14 protein-coding genes are annotated in these 15,788 nt (G+C 51.8%); 1 reads left to right on the top strand and 13 read right to left on the bottom strand.

All coding sequences use genetic code 11. From position 1 onward, the window contains the following. Positions 1–36: 36 nt before the first annotated feature. Both hisF and hisH read right to left on the bottom strand, forming a co-directional pair. Positions 37–801: an imidazole glycerol phosphate synthase subunit HisF gene (gene hisF / locus ACTQ3A_RS04730; RefSeq protein ID WP_277674905.1), complete on the bottom strand. Its 765-nt coding sequence runs from the start codon at positions 799–801 to the stop codon at positions 37–39. A gap of 123 nt (positions 802–924) precedes the next feature. After that, positions 925–1,539, bottom strand: a complete 615-nt coding sequence (gene hisH / locus ACTQ3A_RS04725; RefSeq protein WP_277674906.1) for an imidazole glycerol phosphate synthase subunit HisH — start codon at positions 1,537–1,539, stop codon at positions 925–927. A 140-nt stretch (positions 1,540–1,679) separates the two neighbouring features. Between hisH and ACTQ3A_RS04720 the strand changes: the two genes are divergently transcribed. Next, positions 1,680–2,657, top strand: a complete 978-nt coding sequence (locus ACTQ3A_RS04720; RefSeq protein WP_441494179.1) for a DMT family transporter — start codon at positions 1,680–1,682, stop codon at positions 2,655–2,657. Between the two features lie 253 nt (positions 2,658–2,910). On the opposite strand, the gene ACTQ3A_RS04715 is transcribed toward ACTQ3A_RS04720, so the two are convergent. The 11 genes from ACTQ3A_RS04715 to glgB form a co-directional block, all read right to left on the bottom strand. Further along, on the bottom strand, positions 2,911–3,237 hold the full coding sequence (locus ACTQ3A_RS04715) for a YerC/YecD family TrpR-related protein (RefSeq protein WP_441494178.1): 327 nt from the start codon (positions 3,235–3,237) through the stop codon (positions 2,911–2,913). A 352-nt stretch (positions 3,238–3,589) separates the two neighbouring features. Then, positions 3,590–4,516 carry a bifunctional riboflavin kinase/FAD synthetase gene (locus ACTQ3A_RS04710; protein WP_441494177.1) on the bottom strand — a complete coding sequence of 309 codons (927 nt, stop codon included), beginning with the start codon at positions 4,514–4,516 and terminating at the stop codon, positions 3,590–3,592. 12 nt (positions 4,517–4,528) lie between these two features. Beyond that, positions 4,529–5,548 (bottom strand): tRNA pseudouridine(55) synthase TruB, encoded by a 1,020-nt coding sequence (gene truB / locus ACTQ3A_RS04705; RefSeq protein WP_441494176.1) that lies wholly within the window; start codon positions 5,546–5,548, stop codon positions 4,529–4,531. Between the two features lie 115 nt (positions 5,549–5,663). Beyond that, positions 5,664–6,614, bottom strand: coding sequence for a DHH family phosphoesterase (locus ACTQ3A_RS04700; RefSeq protein WP_441494175.1), 951 nt, complete (start codon positions 6,612–6,614; stop codon positions 5,664–5,666). Next, entirely contained in the window at positions 6,598–6,981 is a 384-nt protein-coding gene (gene rbfA / locus ACTQ3A_RS04695; RefSeq protein WP_441494174.1) for a 30S ribosome-binding factor RbfA, read from the bottom strand. The genes ACTQ3A_RS04700 and rbfA overlap by 17 nt, the downstream gene beginning before the upstream one ends. After that, entirely contained in the window at positions 6,978–9,665 is a 2,688-nt protein-coding gene (gene infB / locus ACTQ3A_RS04690) for a translation initiation factor IF-2 (RefSeq protein WP_441494204.1), read from the bottom strand. The genes rbfA and infB overlap by 4 nt, the downstream gene beginning before the upstream one ends. Positions 9,666–10,275: 610 nt before the next feature. Then, positions 10,276–10,596 (bottom strand): L7Ae/L30e/S12e/Gadd45 family ribosomal protein, encoded by a 321-nt coding sequence (locus ACTQ3A_RS04685; protein WP_441475641.1) that lies wholly within the window; start codon positions 10,594–10,596, stop codon positions 10,276–10,278. Beyond that, positions 10,586–10,837, bottom strand: a complete 252-nt coding sequence (rnpM, locus tag ACTQ3A_RS04680; protein WP_441475680.1) for an RNase P modulator RnpM — start codon at positions 10,835–10,837, stop codon at positions 10,586–10,588. The genes ACTQ3A_RS04685 and rnpM overlap by 11 nt, the downstream gene beginning before the upstream one ends. Before the next feature lie 44 nt (positions 10,838–10,881). Next, a complete protein-coding gene (gene nusA, locus ACTQ3A_RS04675) occupies positions 10,882–12,270 on the bottom strand; it encodes a transcription termination factor NusA (protein ID WP_441494173.1) in 1,389 nt (462 codons plus the stop codon). Between the two features lie 44 nt (positions 12,271–12,314). After that, complete coding sequence (rimP, locus tag ACTQ3A_RS04670) at positions 12,315–12,788, bottom strand: ribosome maturation factor RimP (RefSeq protein WP_441475643.1); 474 nt, start codon at positions 12,786–12,788, stop codon at positions 12,315–12,317. 151 nt (positions 12,789–12,939) lie between these two features. Then, entirely contained in the window at positions 12,940–15,540 is a 2,601-nt protein-coding gene (gene glgB / locus ACTQ3A_RS04665; RefSeq protein WP_441494172.1) for a 1,4-alpha-glucan branching enzyme, read from the bottom strand. Between the last annotated feature and the right edge of the window lie 248 nt (positions 15,541–15,788).

Genomic DNA, 15,788 nt, shown 5'->3' with positions numbered 1-15,788 from the left:
TCCTGCTGTATTCATCCGCCTGTCATAATTCTTGCCTCAGACCAGTCTCACGGGCACCCCGTGCTCCTGCAGATACTTCTTGACCTGCCGGATCTCCAGTTCCCTGTAATGAAACAGTGATGCCGCCAGTGCCGCGTCAGCGCCTCCCACCGTCAGCGCTTTGTAGAAATCCTCCATGCTTCCGGCGCCTCCGGAAGCGATGACCGGTATTCCAACCTCCCGGGAAATCGCGCCGGTCAGCTCCAGGTCATATCCTGCCTTGGTGCCGTCACAATCCATGCTGGTAAGCAGGATCTCACCGGCACCGCGGTGTTCCGCCTCCGCAGCCCATTCGACTGCATCGAGGCCCACATCGACCCTGCCGCCGTGCTTATAAACCGTCCATCCCTCTCCGTCAGGTCTTTTTCTTGCATCAATCGCCACAACGACGCACTGGCTGCCGAACTTCATAGCTGCTTCACTGATCAGATCCGGGTTCTCAATGGCGGAAGAGTTTATGGAAATTTTGTCTGCGCCCTCACGAAGAAGCGCCTTGAAATCCTCCACGGTGCGGATGCCGCCGCCGACCGTAAACGGGATGAAAACATTCTCAGCCACCTTCCGGACCATATCCACTACGGTGTTCCTGTGATCACTGGAAGCGGTGATATCGAGAAAAACGACTTCGTCAGCGCCTTCTCTGTCATAGGCCTTTGCAACCTCCACCGGATCGCCGGCATCCCTGAGATTTACAAAGTTCACGCCTTTTACAACCCGCCCGTTCTTGATGTCCAGGCAGGGAATGATTCGTTTTGTAAACATAGCATTCTCCATGAGTATTTTAAATATTTAATTGCTTGGATCCGTATTCGCTTTGATCCGTATTCGCTTTGATCCTTATTATTGATTGCTTAACTCCATTTCCCGGGATCATGGTTCTGGTTATCAAAGTCCGGCAAAGTTTCTGAGAATCGCCAGTCCGGTGTCAGAGCTTTTCTCCGGATGGAACTGGGTTGCGAACACATTGCCCTTTTCAACGGATGCATGAATCGTCACGCCGTACTCGGTGGTAGCAGTGACGATGCTTTCATCTGCGGCTTTCAGGTAATAGGAATGCACAAAATAGACATAGGACTGTTCAGGGATTCCGCAAAACAGTCTCCCGGTACCGTTCTGCCGGACCAGATGAATCGAATTCCAGCCCATGTGGGGAATTTTCCGGTTCTCCCCGTCAGGGATACGAAGGATTTTGCCCTTCAGGATCCCGAGGCCCTTCACACCCGGCGATTCCTCGCTCTCCTCAAACAAAAGCTGGAGACCGACACAGATTCCAAGGAAGGGCTTGCCGCTCGATGCGATTTCGCGGATGACCGGAACAAGCCCGAACTTCTCCAGATTCTGCATACAGTCTCCGAAATTCCCGACTCCAGGAAGGACCACTTTATCCGCGCTCCGGAGTACTCCGGCATCCCTGGTGACCGTTACCTCCTGTCCGAGTGAAACGAACGCTTTTTCAACGCTCCTGATATTCCCCGCATCATAATCAATTATCGCTATCATTCCTTGAATTCTCCATTTTCAGATGCTATGATGATTAAGTCTGTCAGCCGCAGGCCGGCTTTTCCTGCCGGCTGCGTGACCTTCTTTCAGGACAAATTACATCGTAACTTATTTTTTTCACGAATACAAGAGGTTTTCATATGTCATCAGATACCCCGTCAAGGAATAAAAGAGCCGCCCTTTGCCGTACCAGGGATTCCCTGAAAATACGGCACTCCCTGCTGCTCCTTCTGGCTGCGCTCATCTGGGGCACCACCTTTGTGGCGCAGAGCATTGCCGCGAAGAGCATCTCGCCCTTCACCTATAATTTCTGCAGATTCTACGTTGGCGCTTTCGTTCTGCTTCCGGTCGCAATTCTGGTGGGAAAGAAAGATCCATTAGCTCCGAACTACACCGGCGCTTCGATTCCCGGGATGCGTCCGAAGAAATCACGGACCCGGGATCTCCGTGTCTGCGGCATCGTGTGCGGCATTCTTCTCTTTCTTGCAGGCGGCTTTCAGCAGGCAGGCCTCGAATACACAACCGCAGGAAAGAGCGGGTTCATCACTGCCCTGTACATTATTCTTGTGCCGATCTTCGGGCTGTTCCTGCACAAAAAGTGTCCGCCTCTGGTCTGGATTTCGGTTGCCCTCGCTGTCATCGGATTCTATCTTCTCAGTATCCGGGGAGGATTTTCCGTGAACCGCGGTGATCTTCTTACGCTGTGTTCTTCCTGTATGTTTGCCATGCACATCCTGACGGTGGACCATTTCATTCCACGCGTGAACGGAATCCAGCTCTCCTGTATTCAGTTTCTGGTATCCGGAACACTTTCTGTGTTCCCTGCCTTTCTTCTGGAGACTCCTGACATATCCTCCATCGCACAGTGTATCTGGCCTATCCTCTATGCGGGAATTCTTTCCTCCGGAGTAGCCTACACCCTTCAGATCATCGGACAGCGGGGCCTCAATCCGACACTTGCCTCACTTCTGATGAGCCTGGAATCGGTCATCTCCGCCATATCCGGCTGGATCGTCCTCGGCGATTCCATGTCACCGAAGGAACTGACCGGATGTGTCTTCGTATTCACCGGGGTCATTCTAGCTCAGCTTCCTTCCATCCGGGAGCTTCATAAATAACTGTAGAATTGTGAGAGCCCCGGCACGATGTAAGCCGTAGCTTGTACAATTTGTCGAACAATGTATCCGCATGGTGGTTATTATCGCATGCGGAAAATCACCGTCTTCCAATGATAGACACTACGTCAGATCATGAGCACTGCCTCAGATCTGGCACTGCGCTATCGGATGGCATAAAAGAAGACCGGGTACTGATCCTCTTCATCATGGATCGGTACCCGGTACTTCTTTGTACGTGCGTTCTGGATATTTGTCAGCTTTCTCCACCGGCTTCTTCCGAATCCGCCGGCTTTTCGATTCCCATTCTCTTCAAAACCATCTCATAACCGTCATTTCCATAGATCAGTGAACGGTTCACACGGCTGATTGTTGCCGTCGAGGCGCCCGTTTTTCTGGAAATGTCGAGATACGTCTTCTTCTCTCTCAGCATCTTTGCGACCTCAAAGCGCTGTGAGAGGGAAAGGATTTCATTGATCGTGCACGCATCCTCAAAGAAGGTGTAGCATTCATCCAGCGTATGCAGCGTCAGAATGGCCTGAAACAGCTGATCCACCTCTTCCGTATGAATATCTTTGCTCATTTTCTCTGCTCCCAAAATTATTATTTCGTCACGAAACCAATGTATCTCTGATACTTCACAATTTCACAGTATCAAAGTGACTGCTAAAATCATGTTACCACTTTAGTGTACCGCAGTCAAGAACAGCTCCTTTTCGCAAGGCGCATACAAAGCCTGATAACGGCTGCCCTGAAAAAAATTGAGAAAATCCTGGGGCAGGAATCTGTTTCGCTGTTTCAACGCAACCGGTGTGACCGCGATTGCATATTTTCAGCGCGCGGTGATTTTTATTCTTCTGGTGATTTTATTCTCCTGGTGATTTTATTCTCCTGGTGATTTTATTCTCCTGGTGATTTTATTCTCCTGGCGATTTTCATTCTTCTCTGGAAAAATAGTTGTCTGCCGCCTGGATATCGCGGTCCATCTGCTCCTTCAGCTCATTGATGTCCGAAAATTTTTCTTCCGGTCTCCGGAAGGACAGGAGCTCTACTCTAGCTTCCTGGCCGTACAGATCCAATGTACAGTCAAACAGATATGTCTCCAGTCCGACCGCTGTGCCGCCGACAGTCGGCTTGATTCCGATGTTTGAGATTCCCTGATACCACCTGCCAGCCACCAGGGTTCTGGAATAGTAGACGCCTCGGGGAGGAGTCATCTTTACAGGATCCGGAATCTGATTGATGGTGGGAAATCCGAGGGAATGTCCGAGATGTCTGCCATGCACAATCTTTCCCGTGATGAAGTATGGCTGTCCGAGCAGCCTGGTGATTTTCTCCATATGGCCCAGCGCCAGTTCCTCCCGAATATAGCTGCTGCTGATCTCCTTGCCGTGATATTTCTCCTTCGGAAGCACCTCTACCAGGAATCCGTACTTCTCTCCCATCTGCTTCATCAGTTCCGAATCTCCCTTCCGGTCTTTCCCGAAATGGAAGTCCGTTCCCATGACGACTGCCGACACATGAAGCCTGTCCAGCAGAATCTCACGGACAAAATCCTCCGGATCCATGCTGCGCATTCTTTCTGTAAACCTGCACTCAAACAAAAGATCCACATCCAGCTCCCTGAGGATCTCCCTTCGCTCTTCATTTGTCATCAGCATCTTCGGCCGGCGTGCTCCCATGCATACCTGGGGCGACACCTGAAAGGTAAAGACAGCAGTCTTCCATCCGTGCGCGCGGGCAATTTCCTTTACCCGGGCGATCAGCTTCCGGTGGCCCTTATGAACGCCGTCAAATTTTCCAAGCGTAATGACGCAGCGCTCTGCGCCGGTATATTTTTCCACTTCCTGTATATATTCCAAAGCTGACGCTCCTCAAATTTTAACTCTGCATTCATCATCCGGGTCATAGAACATCCTGACCGGCTTCAGTAAACCGCCAGGTGCCGCAGATTCATAAATTCCGATAAAAACGCCTTCAGAATCAAAAAGCCTCACCCGCCGTTTCTCTTCTGCGGACTGACCTGTAGCTCTCCCGACCTGAAATCCGGTCTCCGGATGCCCGTCCCTGTCATCTACAACACGGACTCCATCCTCCGAAACCAGGTCCTTGTCCTGTATCACGCGGTATCCCTCTTCGGGGATCCGGTTGCCGTTATGCGCAAGCCGGTCTGCCTCACCTGAAGTGCGGATCAAAGGATAATCAAACAGCCGGTATACCGGAATCAGGATATCCTTCCATCTCCCCTCTCCGGTCAGCCGGGCGACCTCGGAAAGGCGAAGCGAATCCTCAATGTGAAACTGTCCGACGCGGACCCGGGTGAGTGCTTCCATGCAGCCTCCGCAGCCCAGCCTTTCCCCGATGTCATGGCAGAGCGTCCGGATATAGGTGCCCTTCGAGCAGGTTACACGGATAACCGCTCTCGGCAGATTGCAGGAAAGCAGATGGATTTCATAGAAATGAACCGGCCGGGCCTTTCTCTCCACCGTCTTTCCCTCTCTGGCAAGCTCGTACAGCTTCCTCCCATTAACCTTCAGAGCGGAGTACATCGGCGGAATCTGCATCTGTGCGCCCTCAAAGGATTTGAGGCAATTCTCCAGATCCTTCTTATCGCAGGTCACCGCATGCTCGGACAGTACCTCTCCGCTGATATCCTGCGTGTCGGTGTCCTTTCCAAGCAAAAGCACTGCCTCATATGTCTTCGTCTCATCGGTCAGAAGCTCCACGAGGCCAGTGGCCTTTCCCACACAGACCGGAAGGACGCCTTCAGCGTCCGGATCCAACGTACCCGTATGACCGATCTTCCTCTGATGCAGGATGCCTCTGAGCTTCGCGACAACATCGAAGGAGGTATAGCCCTTCTCCTTGTATATGTTAATGACTCCGTTTTTCATTGTTCTCCCTGCTGATGTCCAACCCGTTCGATCGAACAGATGTTTTCTCTGCTGATGTCCAATCTGTTTGATCGAACAGATGTTTTCTCTGCTGATGTCCAGTCCGTCCGACCGGTCAGACGAGTTCTTTTTCCAGATACAAGGTCAGATTATTGACAACATCGTAACAGGATCCCTGCATCGTCACGCCTGCCGCGCGCGCATGCCCGCCGCCGCCGTAAATCTGCGCAACAACACTCACATCCACTTTATCTACGGAGCGCAGAGAAACCTTCCATTTTCCGGTTTCCAGCTCATACATGAAAACAGAAACCTCTACGCCCGCCGTGTTTCTCATCTGGCTCACGATTCCGTCCATGTCCGCCGGCAAGACATTGTAGAAGTCCATGTCTTTCTTGCGGATGCAGGAGACAATCATTTTCCCGCCAAACATAAGGAAGCTTTCCATAAGCGCTCTTCCGAGGAGTTGATTCTGAATAAAGGTTTTCTCATAATATGTACTGTCTACAATTCTGCTGAACGGGATTCCCTTCTCCATCAGAGACGCGGCGATTCGCATCGTGCGGGGTGACGTACAGGAGTACTGGAAAACCCCTGTGTCATGAACAATGCCCATGTACAATGCCTCTGCGCACTTCTCCCCGATTTTCTCCGGATCCAGAAAATTCCAGACAACCTCACAGGTGGAGCTGAGATCCGGATAATTAAACAACCAGGTGTAGTGGTCACGGTTCGTCTTGTGGTGATCCAGACAGAGAACGCGGTCTGCAGTCTTCAGCAGAGCTCCGGCAACACCGATCCTGTCCTGACTGCTGATATCCAGAAGAATCAGCAAATCATACCGGATTGCAGAGCAGACCTGTCTCGCCTTGTCAATATCCTCGATCATGTCAAAGGAACTGCGGGGCTTTTCGAGATATACGTCCGCGCTGATCTCCGGATAATTATCACGCAAATACAGGTACATACCCATGCACGACCCGACGCAGTCGCCATCCGGGTTAACGTGTCCCGCAATCGCGACTGTATTTACATCTTTTAAAAATTCCTCAATTTTCCTCTGCATGCTTTCCTCTTCGATCCTGTTCCATGACCTCATCAATCCGTTTTGACATCTCGACACCATATTCTATCGATTCGTCGAGCTTAAAATGAAGTTCAGGCGTATTTCTCAGATTCAGATTCACCGCAAGCATATGGCGGATGAAACCGGAGGAACTTCTCAGTCCCTCCATCGTATCCTCCTTCGCCTTCTCATCCCCCAGAACGCTGATCATGACCTTGCAGTTTTTCAGGTCTGTCGCCACGATAGCTTCCGTAACGGAAACAACCGGAGCGATCCGCGGATCTTTCACTTCATTTCGGATGATATTGCTCAGTTCTTCCTTTACTGATTCATTAATTCTTATGTTCTTGACACTGTTTTTTCTCAACGCGGCACCTCGACCATAGCATATGCCTCAACCTGGTCGCCTTCCCTGACCTCATTGAAGCCGTCAAACACCAGACCGCACTCATAGCCGGCCTTGACTTCCTTGACATCGTCCTTGAAACGCTTCAGACTTGCGAGGTCTCCCTCGAAAATCTGCTTGTCTCCGCGGCTGATGCGAACCTTGCACCCTCTCTGTACGATTCCATCGAGGACATAACTTCCGGCAATGGTTCCGACTCCGGATGCCTTGAAGAGCTGGCGTACCTCGGCATGACCGATGACCTTCTCCTCGTAAATCGGCTCCAGCATTCCCTTCATCGCTGCTTCGATATCATCAATTGCCTGATAGATTACCTTATACAGACGCACATCTACTTTTTCCTGTTCTGCCAGGGCTTTCGCGTTAGCGTCCGGACGAACATTAAATCCAATCACGATCGCGTTTGATGCCGCCGCAAGTGTGACATCAGACTCATTGATCGCGCCGACTCCGGCGTGAATGATCTTTACAACTACTTCATCGTTGGAAAGCTTGAGCAGGGACTGACGAATAGCCTCTACCGATCCCTGTACATCCGCCTTGATAACAAGCTCAAGCTCCTTGACAGAGCCGTCCTGAATCTGGCTGAAGAGATCATCCAGAGACATCCTGGACTTGGTCTCCTCCAGAAGCTGATTCTTGTGCTCGGCGGTAAAGGTTGCGGCAAAATTCTTCGCCTCCTTGTCTGTCTCCATAGCTACCAGCGTCTCGCCCGCATCCGGAACACCGTCAAGTCCCTGCACCTCAACCGGGGTGGACGGGCCTGCTGTTTTTACACGTTTTCCGTTCTCATCCGTCATAGCACGGACTTTTCCCGAGCATGCGCCGCAGGCAATATAATCGCCGACATGAAGGGTTCCCTTCTGAACGAGAAGGTTCGCTACCGGTCCCTTGCCCTTATCCAGCTTCGCCTCAAGTACCAGACCTCTCGCGAGACGGTCCGGATTCGCCTTCAGTTCCATGATATCCGCCGTAAGGAGAATTGTCTCCAGAAGATCATCAAGACCAACTCCGGTCTTCGCGGAAACCTCGACCATCTCCGTCTGACCGCCCCAGTCACTTGCAATCAGTCCATACTCTGTGAGTTCCTGTTTTACCCGGTCGACATTTGCTCCCGGCTTGTCGATCTTGTTTATCGCAACGATAATTTCAACGCCGGCAGCCTTCGCGTGGTTGATTGCTTCGATGGTCTGCGGCATAACACCGTCATCCGCCGCCACGACAAGTACCGCGATATCCGTGGACTGAGCTCCACGAAGCCGCATCGCCGTAAACGCTTCATGGCCCGGCGTATCCAGGAAGGTGATCTTCTTGTTGTTGATATTAACGACATATGCGCCGATATTCTGTGTGATTCCGCCGGCTTCCTTTGAAGTCACATGTGCGTGGCGGATCGCATCGAGCAGAGATGTTTTACCATGATCGACATGTCCCATGACACAGACTACCGGAGGACGGGGAATCATCTTGCTTTCATCCTCTTCATCCTCTTTCAGCATCTCGGCAATGACATCCACCTTCTCTTCCGGCTCACAGAGAATATCATATGTCATCGCAATCTCCTCTGCCTTTTCGTAATCGACCTCCTGGTTAACGGTATACATCTCACCCTTCATGAAGAGATCTTTAACGATGACGGAGGGCTGCATCTTCATCTTATCCGCAAGCTCGCGGATGGTAACTTTCTCCGGGATCTTGATTTCTGTCACCTTTTCTTCCTTCTTCTCCTCTTTCTTATGCACCGGTCTCTGCAGTGCCTTCGGGATCAGATGTCTGTTGTTGCGTCCATTTCCTCTGTCGCTCGTGTATTTGTTGCCGCGAAGATCATTCTTGTTCTTGTCTTTATCCTTATTGTGTCCGGCACCATCTCTCGACGGCTTCTTGAGCCCCATATCCATCGCAGCGCCCTGACCGACCTTGTGATCACTGTGCTGTCCTCTGGAGTGTCCCGGGAAACGATTTCCCTCTTCTGCGTCCTTACCGCCGAACCCAGGTCTGTTTCCTCCAAAACCAGGTCTGCTTCCTCCGAATCCCGGACGGTTGTTGCGGTCGCCAAACGGTCTTCTGCCCTGACCGCCGTTATTGCGGTCTCCATAGCTTCTGCCCTGACCGCCATTATTGCGGTCTCCGTAGCTTCTGCCCTGACCGCCGTTATTGCGGTCTCCGTAGCTTCTGCCCTGGCCGCTGTTATTGCGGTCTCCGTAGCTTCTGCCCTGACCGCCGTTATTGCGGTCCCCGTAGCTTCTGCCCTGGCCGCCGTTATTGCGGTCTCCATAGCTTCTGCCCTGGCCGCCGTTATTGCGGTCTCCATAGCTTCTGCCCTGGCCGTTATTGCGGTCTCCATAGCCTCTGCCCTGGCCGTTATTGCGGTCTCCATAGCTTCTGCCCTGGCCGTTGGTGCGGTCTCCATAGCTTCTGCTCTGGCCGCCGCCATTCCGGTCCGCATCGTTTCTGATGTCCTGGTTCTGCCGTTCCGAACTCTCGCCAGCGGCAGCAGATGCTGTTCCGGCAGCCGGTCTCTCCTGAGATGCTGTCTCATGCTCACTCTTCTCAGCTGCCGTTGCCTCACTCTGTGATGCCCCGTTCTTTCCATTCGACACTTTCATTTCTGTAGCCGTGCCCGCCGAAGAGCTCTTTTCCGCCATTCCCGCAGCGGATGAATTGATCTTTGCTGATTCCGCAGCAGCCGGCTTAGCAGAAGCCGTCTCAGCTCCGATAGTCTCAGCAGCTGCTTCCGGCTTTGCCGCCTCTGTCACAGGAGTGTTTCTGACAGCACTCTTCTTTGTTTCCGCCGGAGCAGGTTTCGGAGCCTCCTCGGTCCGGATAACCGGATGCGGTCTCGGCACCTTCACAATGGGAGTTCCGGCAGACGCACGGTTGCCGACAGGGCGTCCACCGCGGCTGCTCTCCTGCATCACACCGCGTCGGGAGCCTTCCACGCGACCGGCGGCACCATCTGTTCTTCCGGTCTTCTCTCTGGTCTTCTTCTTTTTATCCTTATCCATGACCTGATGGAAGCTCTTGCCCTCTTTACTGGTTGCATTCTGCGGGTGAAAAACAGCGATCAGCCTTTTCTTTTTCTTTACCGGTTTTGCTTCCTTCTCTCCCTTTGCCGCACTGTCTCCTCTCGAGGTTTTGGATTCCTCCGCCTTCGCTGTCTTTTCTATCTTATCGTTTACAATCTTTCCTTCATTTTCATTATTATTCAATGTATCGCTTACCTCTTTATTTCAATGAATCCTGATCTGTCTGTGTTTATATCTGTTCGCTCTCCGACCCCAGAAGGCTTCGGATTTCCCGTGCCAGGTTCGCGTCTGTGATTACCAGCGAAGAACGCTCCCCTTTTCCGATCAGAGCGCCGAGCTCTGATTTCGGAAGAAATTGCATAAACGGAATACTCCGGTAAGCAGCCATATCGCGGAATTTTTTCTTTGTGTTTTCCGATGCGTCTTCCGAGACGATCACCAATTCCGCGCTGCCTGCCCGGATTGCCTGTTCTGCGGCGAATTCCCCGGCAGCGACTTTTCCGGCCTTCATGGAGATACTGATCATGAACCGTGCCTTTCTACTGTCCAATCTGTTTCATCTCCTCCTCAAGCCTGTCATATACCTCGTCAGGAATTGCGCAGCCCAGAGATCTTTCTATACCGTGATTTTTCCTTGCCTTTGCCAGACATCCGGGATCTGCGCAGATATACGCGCCTCTTCCATTCTGCCTGCCCGTCGGATCCAGCCGGATCTCGCCTTCCGGCGTTTTCAAAACGCGGATCAGTTCTTTCTTCGTCTTCTTGGAACGGCATCCGACACAGGTACGCATCGGTATTTTACGGGTTATACTCAATGAACGCCTCCCTCGCCAGCTTATGCCTCAGGTTTGCTGTCTTCCTCCGTGTCAGGACCAGCTCCAGCCTCATCGGCGTCATTCTCATTCGCCGCGGCGCTGTCTTCCTCCGTTTCCGGAGTGTCCTTCTCACCGTCAGAGGAATCCTCAGATCCGGCCTCCGGATCCATCTCTTCCGGATCTGTGGTATCTTCGTCATCTTTCATATCTTCAGCATCTGCAGAAGCGCTGTCTGCGTCGGACGTTTCTGTGGAGTCCTCCTCGCCGGATTCGGCCTCTTCGGACTCTTCCCTGCCGGATTCCTCCTCGTCATAGTCGTAATCCTCATCCTCATCGTCCTCATCGTCTTCCGCGTATTCATCAAACAGACCTTCTTCACGCGCCTGCGTCTCGCTCTTGATATCGATCTTGAACTGCGTCAGATGCGCCGCGAGGCGGGCATTCTGACCTTCCTTCCCGATCGCCAGGGAAAGCTGATAATCCGGGACAATGACAAGTGCCTGCTTCTCATCCGGATCCGCAAGAACAGAGATAACCTTTGCCGGAGAAAGCGCATTTTCAATCAGATATGCCTGGTTCTCATCCCAGTTGATGATGTCGATCTTCTCACCATCCAGTTCATCCACAATCGCATTGACACGTGATCCGTTCACGCCGACACAGGCTCCGACTGCATCGACATTCGGCTCATTGCTGTAAACTGCGATCTTCGTACGCGATCCAGCCTCTCGTGCAATTGCCTTGATCTCGATCACACCATCACGGATTTCCGCGACTTCTTCCTCGAAGAGTCTCTTCACCAGCTCCGGATGTGTGCGGGATACAAGGATTTTCGGCCCCCTCGGGGTATCCCTGACCTCCAGCACGTATACCTTGACTCTTTCCGTAGGCTTGAACTTCTCACCCTTTACCATTTCCTTGGCCTTCAGGATCGCGTCTACCTTGCCGAGATTTATGCTGACATCCCTTCCGATATATCGCTGAACAACACCCGTGACAACCTCATGTTCCTTCTCATAGTACTCATTGTACAGGGATTTTCTCTCTTCCTCACGGATCTTCTGAAGTATGACGTTCTTCGCATTCATGGTCGCAATCCGTCCGAAGCTCTTGGACTGGATCTCAACATTCACTGTGTCGCCGATCTGCGCACCGGAATTGATCTTGAACGCCTCCTGCTGTCCGATCTCTGTGACCGGATCCTCCACATGCTCTACCACCGTCTTGGCGGAAAGAATGTGATAATCACAGGTCTCCGGATCTATCGTGACCGTTACATTATCCGTACGGTCATACTGATTCTTGTAGGCCTGCAGAAGAGACTGCTGAATTGCCTCCAGAAGAGTGTCCTTGCTGATCCCCTTTTCCTTTTCAAGAGTATTCAGAGCTTCCAGTAACTCGCTGTTCATTTTTTCATTATCCTCCTGGTCTTAAACCAACTTATATTCAACCGTTAAAAATCAAACGCCATACGGATCAGGGCGATCTCCTTTTTGTGAAAGGTCATCGGCTTCTCAGTTTCATCTTCCACGATGCTCACCGTATCCTTATCATAGGCAGTCAGCACCCCGGTAAATTCCTTTGCGTGATCAATAATCCTGAACGTGCGGATCTCAATTCGCTGCCCCATCGCACGCTGATAATCCCTTTCCTTCTTCAGCGGTCTTCCAAGTCCGGGGGAGCTGACCTCCAGAATATAGGAATCCTCGATAAAATCCTGCTCATCCAGCTTTTCACCGAAAACCCGGCTGATGTCTTCGCAGTCGTTCACCGTGATCCCGCCTTCTTTGTCCGCATATGCTCTCAGATACCAGCAGCCGGCCTCTTTGACATATTCCAGATCCACAAATTCATAGTGCATCTCATCCAGAATCGGGATCAGAATCGCTTCCGCCTTCTTCTCGATTGCTTCCGTCTTACTGCTCACGCAATCTCTCCTTTCATAAAATAGGAGTGGGCTTTTCTCGCCCACTCCTACCTTAGTCAACTATTAACGTTACCAAAATACCACGAAAGCCGCGCAAATGCAAGCCCCTGCTGTATACATTACGCTTTTCTATAAGCCCATGCTGTATACATTACGCTTTTCCCTTTCTCCTGTTCACCATCTTCCTGGAAGCCGCAGCCGCGACCTTTTTCACGGTTTTCTCTGTTTTCGTGACTGCTGCTTTCTTCAGAGTCTCTCCCGTTTTCTCGGTTTCTCCCTTCTTCATGGCTTTTGCGGATTTCACGCTTGTCCGCTCCGGCTTCTTCTCCTCCCGATCCGGTGCTGTACGCTCAAATGCCTCGGTAAAGCGAAAAACGGATACTCCGAGCGGCGGTACCTTTATCTTGATTGAATCCTTCCGTTCATCCTGTTCAACCGCCCGGCTCAGCTTCACCCTCGGATTTATCACACCGCCGCCGCCGAATTCCGCGGCATCGCTGTTGAAGATCTCTTTGTATTTCCCCGCATAAGGTACTCCGACCATGAAATTATCATATACGACATTTGAAAAGTTCGCGACAACGAGCAGGGTGTCCTCCTCCTTCTCCGTCTTTCTCAGAAATACCAGAAGGTTTCTCTCCCAGTCAAGGTTGCTGATCCACTCGAAGCCTTCCGGTTTTTCATCGAGCCGGTACAGCGCAGGCTGCTCTCGGTAGAACTTCAGAAGGGCTCTGCTGAAATTCTGCATTTTCTTCTGATCCCCGTTGGCAAGCTCGCTCCAGTCAACGCCGTCCGAAACACTCATTCTCGATTTCTGCCCGAAATCCTGCCCCTGGCAGATCAGTTTCTTGCCCGGATGCATCATCAGGTAAGCGTAGGTCAGACGGAGATTCGCAAGCTTCAGGGAATCATCCTTACCCGGCATCATGCGAAGCAGCGGTCTTCCATTTTCCAGTATATTGTGGGACAGCGCAAGCATGAACTTCTCCGTATACATGTATACCATGCTGAACGTAAGATCATCCTGGTGAGCCCCGCGGAAAAGCGGATCGAGCTGGATATACTTGAGGTAATCATCGATGCATCCGTTGTTCCACTTCAGACCAAATCCGAGGCCTTCCTCCTCTGTATTTCCGGTAACTGCCGGATACCCGGTCGTCTCCTCCGCGATGGTGATCGCACCGTGTCCGTTTGCCCGGATGTCATTGTTCAGATTCCGGAGGAACTCAATGTTCTCCAGGTTCTCATTCCCGCCGTACATATTCGCGATCCACTCCCCATCGCGCCTGCCGTAGTTCAGATACAGCATACCGGAGAGATCCGGAATCCGCAGGCCATCCGCGTGATACTCCGAAATCCAGAACATCGCGCTTGATTTCATAAAGCTCTCGACCTCGCCGCGTCCGTAATTGAAGATCAGTGCGTTGTTGTACGGGCAGACTCCCTTCTTCGGATCCATGTGCTCATAGAGACAGGTCCCGTCAAAGGAAGCGAGGCCATCATTGCCTCTTGCGAAATAACCCGGCACCCAGTCAAGAAGTACGCCGATTCCATTCTGATGCAGACGATCAACCAGATATTTAAAATCCACCGGTGTTCCATAACGGCTGGTCGGGGCAAAAAAGCCACTGGTCACGTACCCCATGGAAGCATCGTCCGGATACTCCATTACCGGTAGGAATTCTACGTGCGTATAACCCATGTCCTTCAGATACAAGACGAGATCTTCCGCGATTTCCCGGTACACCGAAGATGCCTCACCGATCCCCTTCTTCCGGTCTTCAGCCCGCTTCGCTCCGGTTTTTTCTTCCAGATCCAGGGCTTTCTCGGCTCCATTCTCTCCTTTCCGGTCCGGGGCCTGCACCGCTCCAGTCTCTTCTTCCGGGTCCGGGGCCTTCCCCGATCCGTCCTCTGCTTCCCGGTTTTCTGCAGTCCTCTCAGGGTTTCCATCTTCCCGCTTCATCCACATCCCGATATTGCATTCATAAACCGCAAGGGGCGAACGGGACGGATCAAATTCCTCCCGGCGTTTCATCCACTCGTCATCCTTCCAGTCATATCCGGTGTTCGTGATCACCGAAGCTGCCTCTGGAAGCTGCTGCGCGCGGAATGCGAACGGATCCGCCTTCAGATAGACCAGACCTGCCTTCGCTTTGATCTCAAACTTGTAGAAACTGCCTGCTTTAATTCCCGGTACAAACAGCTCAAAAATACCGCTCTGCAGACGGTTCATCTGCAGTCTGCGTCCATCCCACAGATTAAAATCACCGACAACGGACACACGAATCGCATTCGGCGCCCACACCGCGAAATAAACTCCCTCTGTGCCGTTAATGTTCATCAGATGCGCGCCCATTTTTTCCGAAGCCCTGTCCCATATGCCCTCTTGGAACCGGATCTCTTCCTTTTCTGTGATCTGGCACGGAAATGCATATGGGTCCTTGTATTCCGACACCGTACCATCCTCGTGCAGAATCACAAAAGTGTAATCAGGTATTCTCTTCCGGTCAAGCATGACCGCAAAATATCCTGCCTCGTCTTCCAGAACCATCGGAACGACATCCCCTGAAGCCGTTTTTACGCTGACGTTTTCCTCTCCCGGAAAGAATGCTCTGATCAGAACGCCGTCCGGCAGTGCCACAGGACCCAGCACTCTTCGCGGCGAATCCTCCTCCGCGTATACGACAGCCTCGATCTCCGCCCAGTCCATCAGGTCATAGATTCTGCTTTCCATACTTTCTTTCATGCTCATCTGGTCTCCTCCTGAAAAATGCTTCTCCCCATTCTGTAACGAGATAAAACACGCTGCGCGAGTTTTATCTCGCTATCGCGACGCTCGCCGCACACGAATACTTCGCATTCGGCTGCGGCTCACTGTTCGCGTAAAAAAGGAACCAAAGCACTGCCGCATCTGACAGAACTTTGGTTCCCATTATACATCATTTCTCAGAATAATTTCTACAAATCTGCACAGTGTTCTCTGCAGATTTCCGATGAGCG

The organism is Bilifractor sp. LCP21S3_F8 (assembly GCF_052117805.1).
Lineage (GTDB): Bacteria > Bacillota > Clostridia > Lachnospirales > Lachnospiraceae > Bilifractor.
Note: the sequence above shows the minus strand (reverse complement) of the source record. Positions and strands in the feature narration are given on the sequence as shown.

Bases quoted from the DNA above. Each gene is read 5' to 3' on its own strand.
- hisF (WP_277674905.1), bottom strand. From the start codon at position 801: ATGTTTACAAAACGAATCATTCCCTGCCTGGACATCAAGAACGGGCGG.
- ACTQ3A_RS04700 (WP_441494175.1), bottom strand. From the start codon at position 6,614: ATGCAGAGGAAAATTGAGGAATTTTTAAAAGATGTAAATACAGTCGCG.
- glgB (WP_441494172.1), bottom strand. From the start codon at position 15,540: ATGAGCATGAAAGAAAGTATGGAAAGCAGAATCTATGACCTGATGGAC.
- ACTQ3A_RS04715 (WP_441494178.1), bottom strand. From the start codon at position 3,237: ATGAGCAAAGATATTCATACGGAAGAGGTGGATCAGCTGTTTCAGGCC.
- rnpM (WP_441475680.1), bottom strand. From the start codon at position 10,837: ATGCGTACCTGTGTCGGATGCCGTTCCAAGAAGACGAAGAAAGAACTG.
- hisH (WP_277674906.1), bottom strand. From the start codon at position 1,539: ATGATAGCGATAATTGATTATGATGCGGGGAATATCAGGAGCGTTGAA.
- infB (WP_441494204.1), bottom strand. From the start codon at position 9,665: ATGGCGGAAAAGAGCTCTTCGGCGGGCACGGCTACAGAAATGAAAGTG.
- ACTQ3A_RS04720 (WP_441494179.1), top strand. From the start codon at position 1,680: ATGTCATCAGATACCCCGTCAAGGAATAAAAGAGCCGCCCTTTGCCGT.
- nusA (WP_441494173.1), bottom strand. From the start codon at position 12,270: ATGAACAGCGAGTTACTGGAAGCTCTGAATACTCTTGAAAAGGAAAAG.
- truB (WP_441494176.1), bottom strand. From the start codon at position 5,548: ATGAAAAACGGAGTCATTAACATATACAAGGAGAAGGGCTATACCTCC.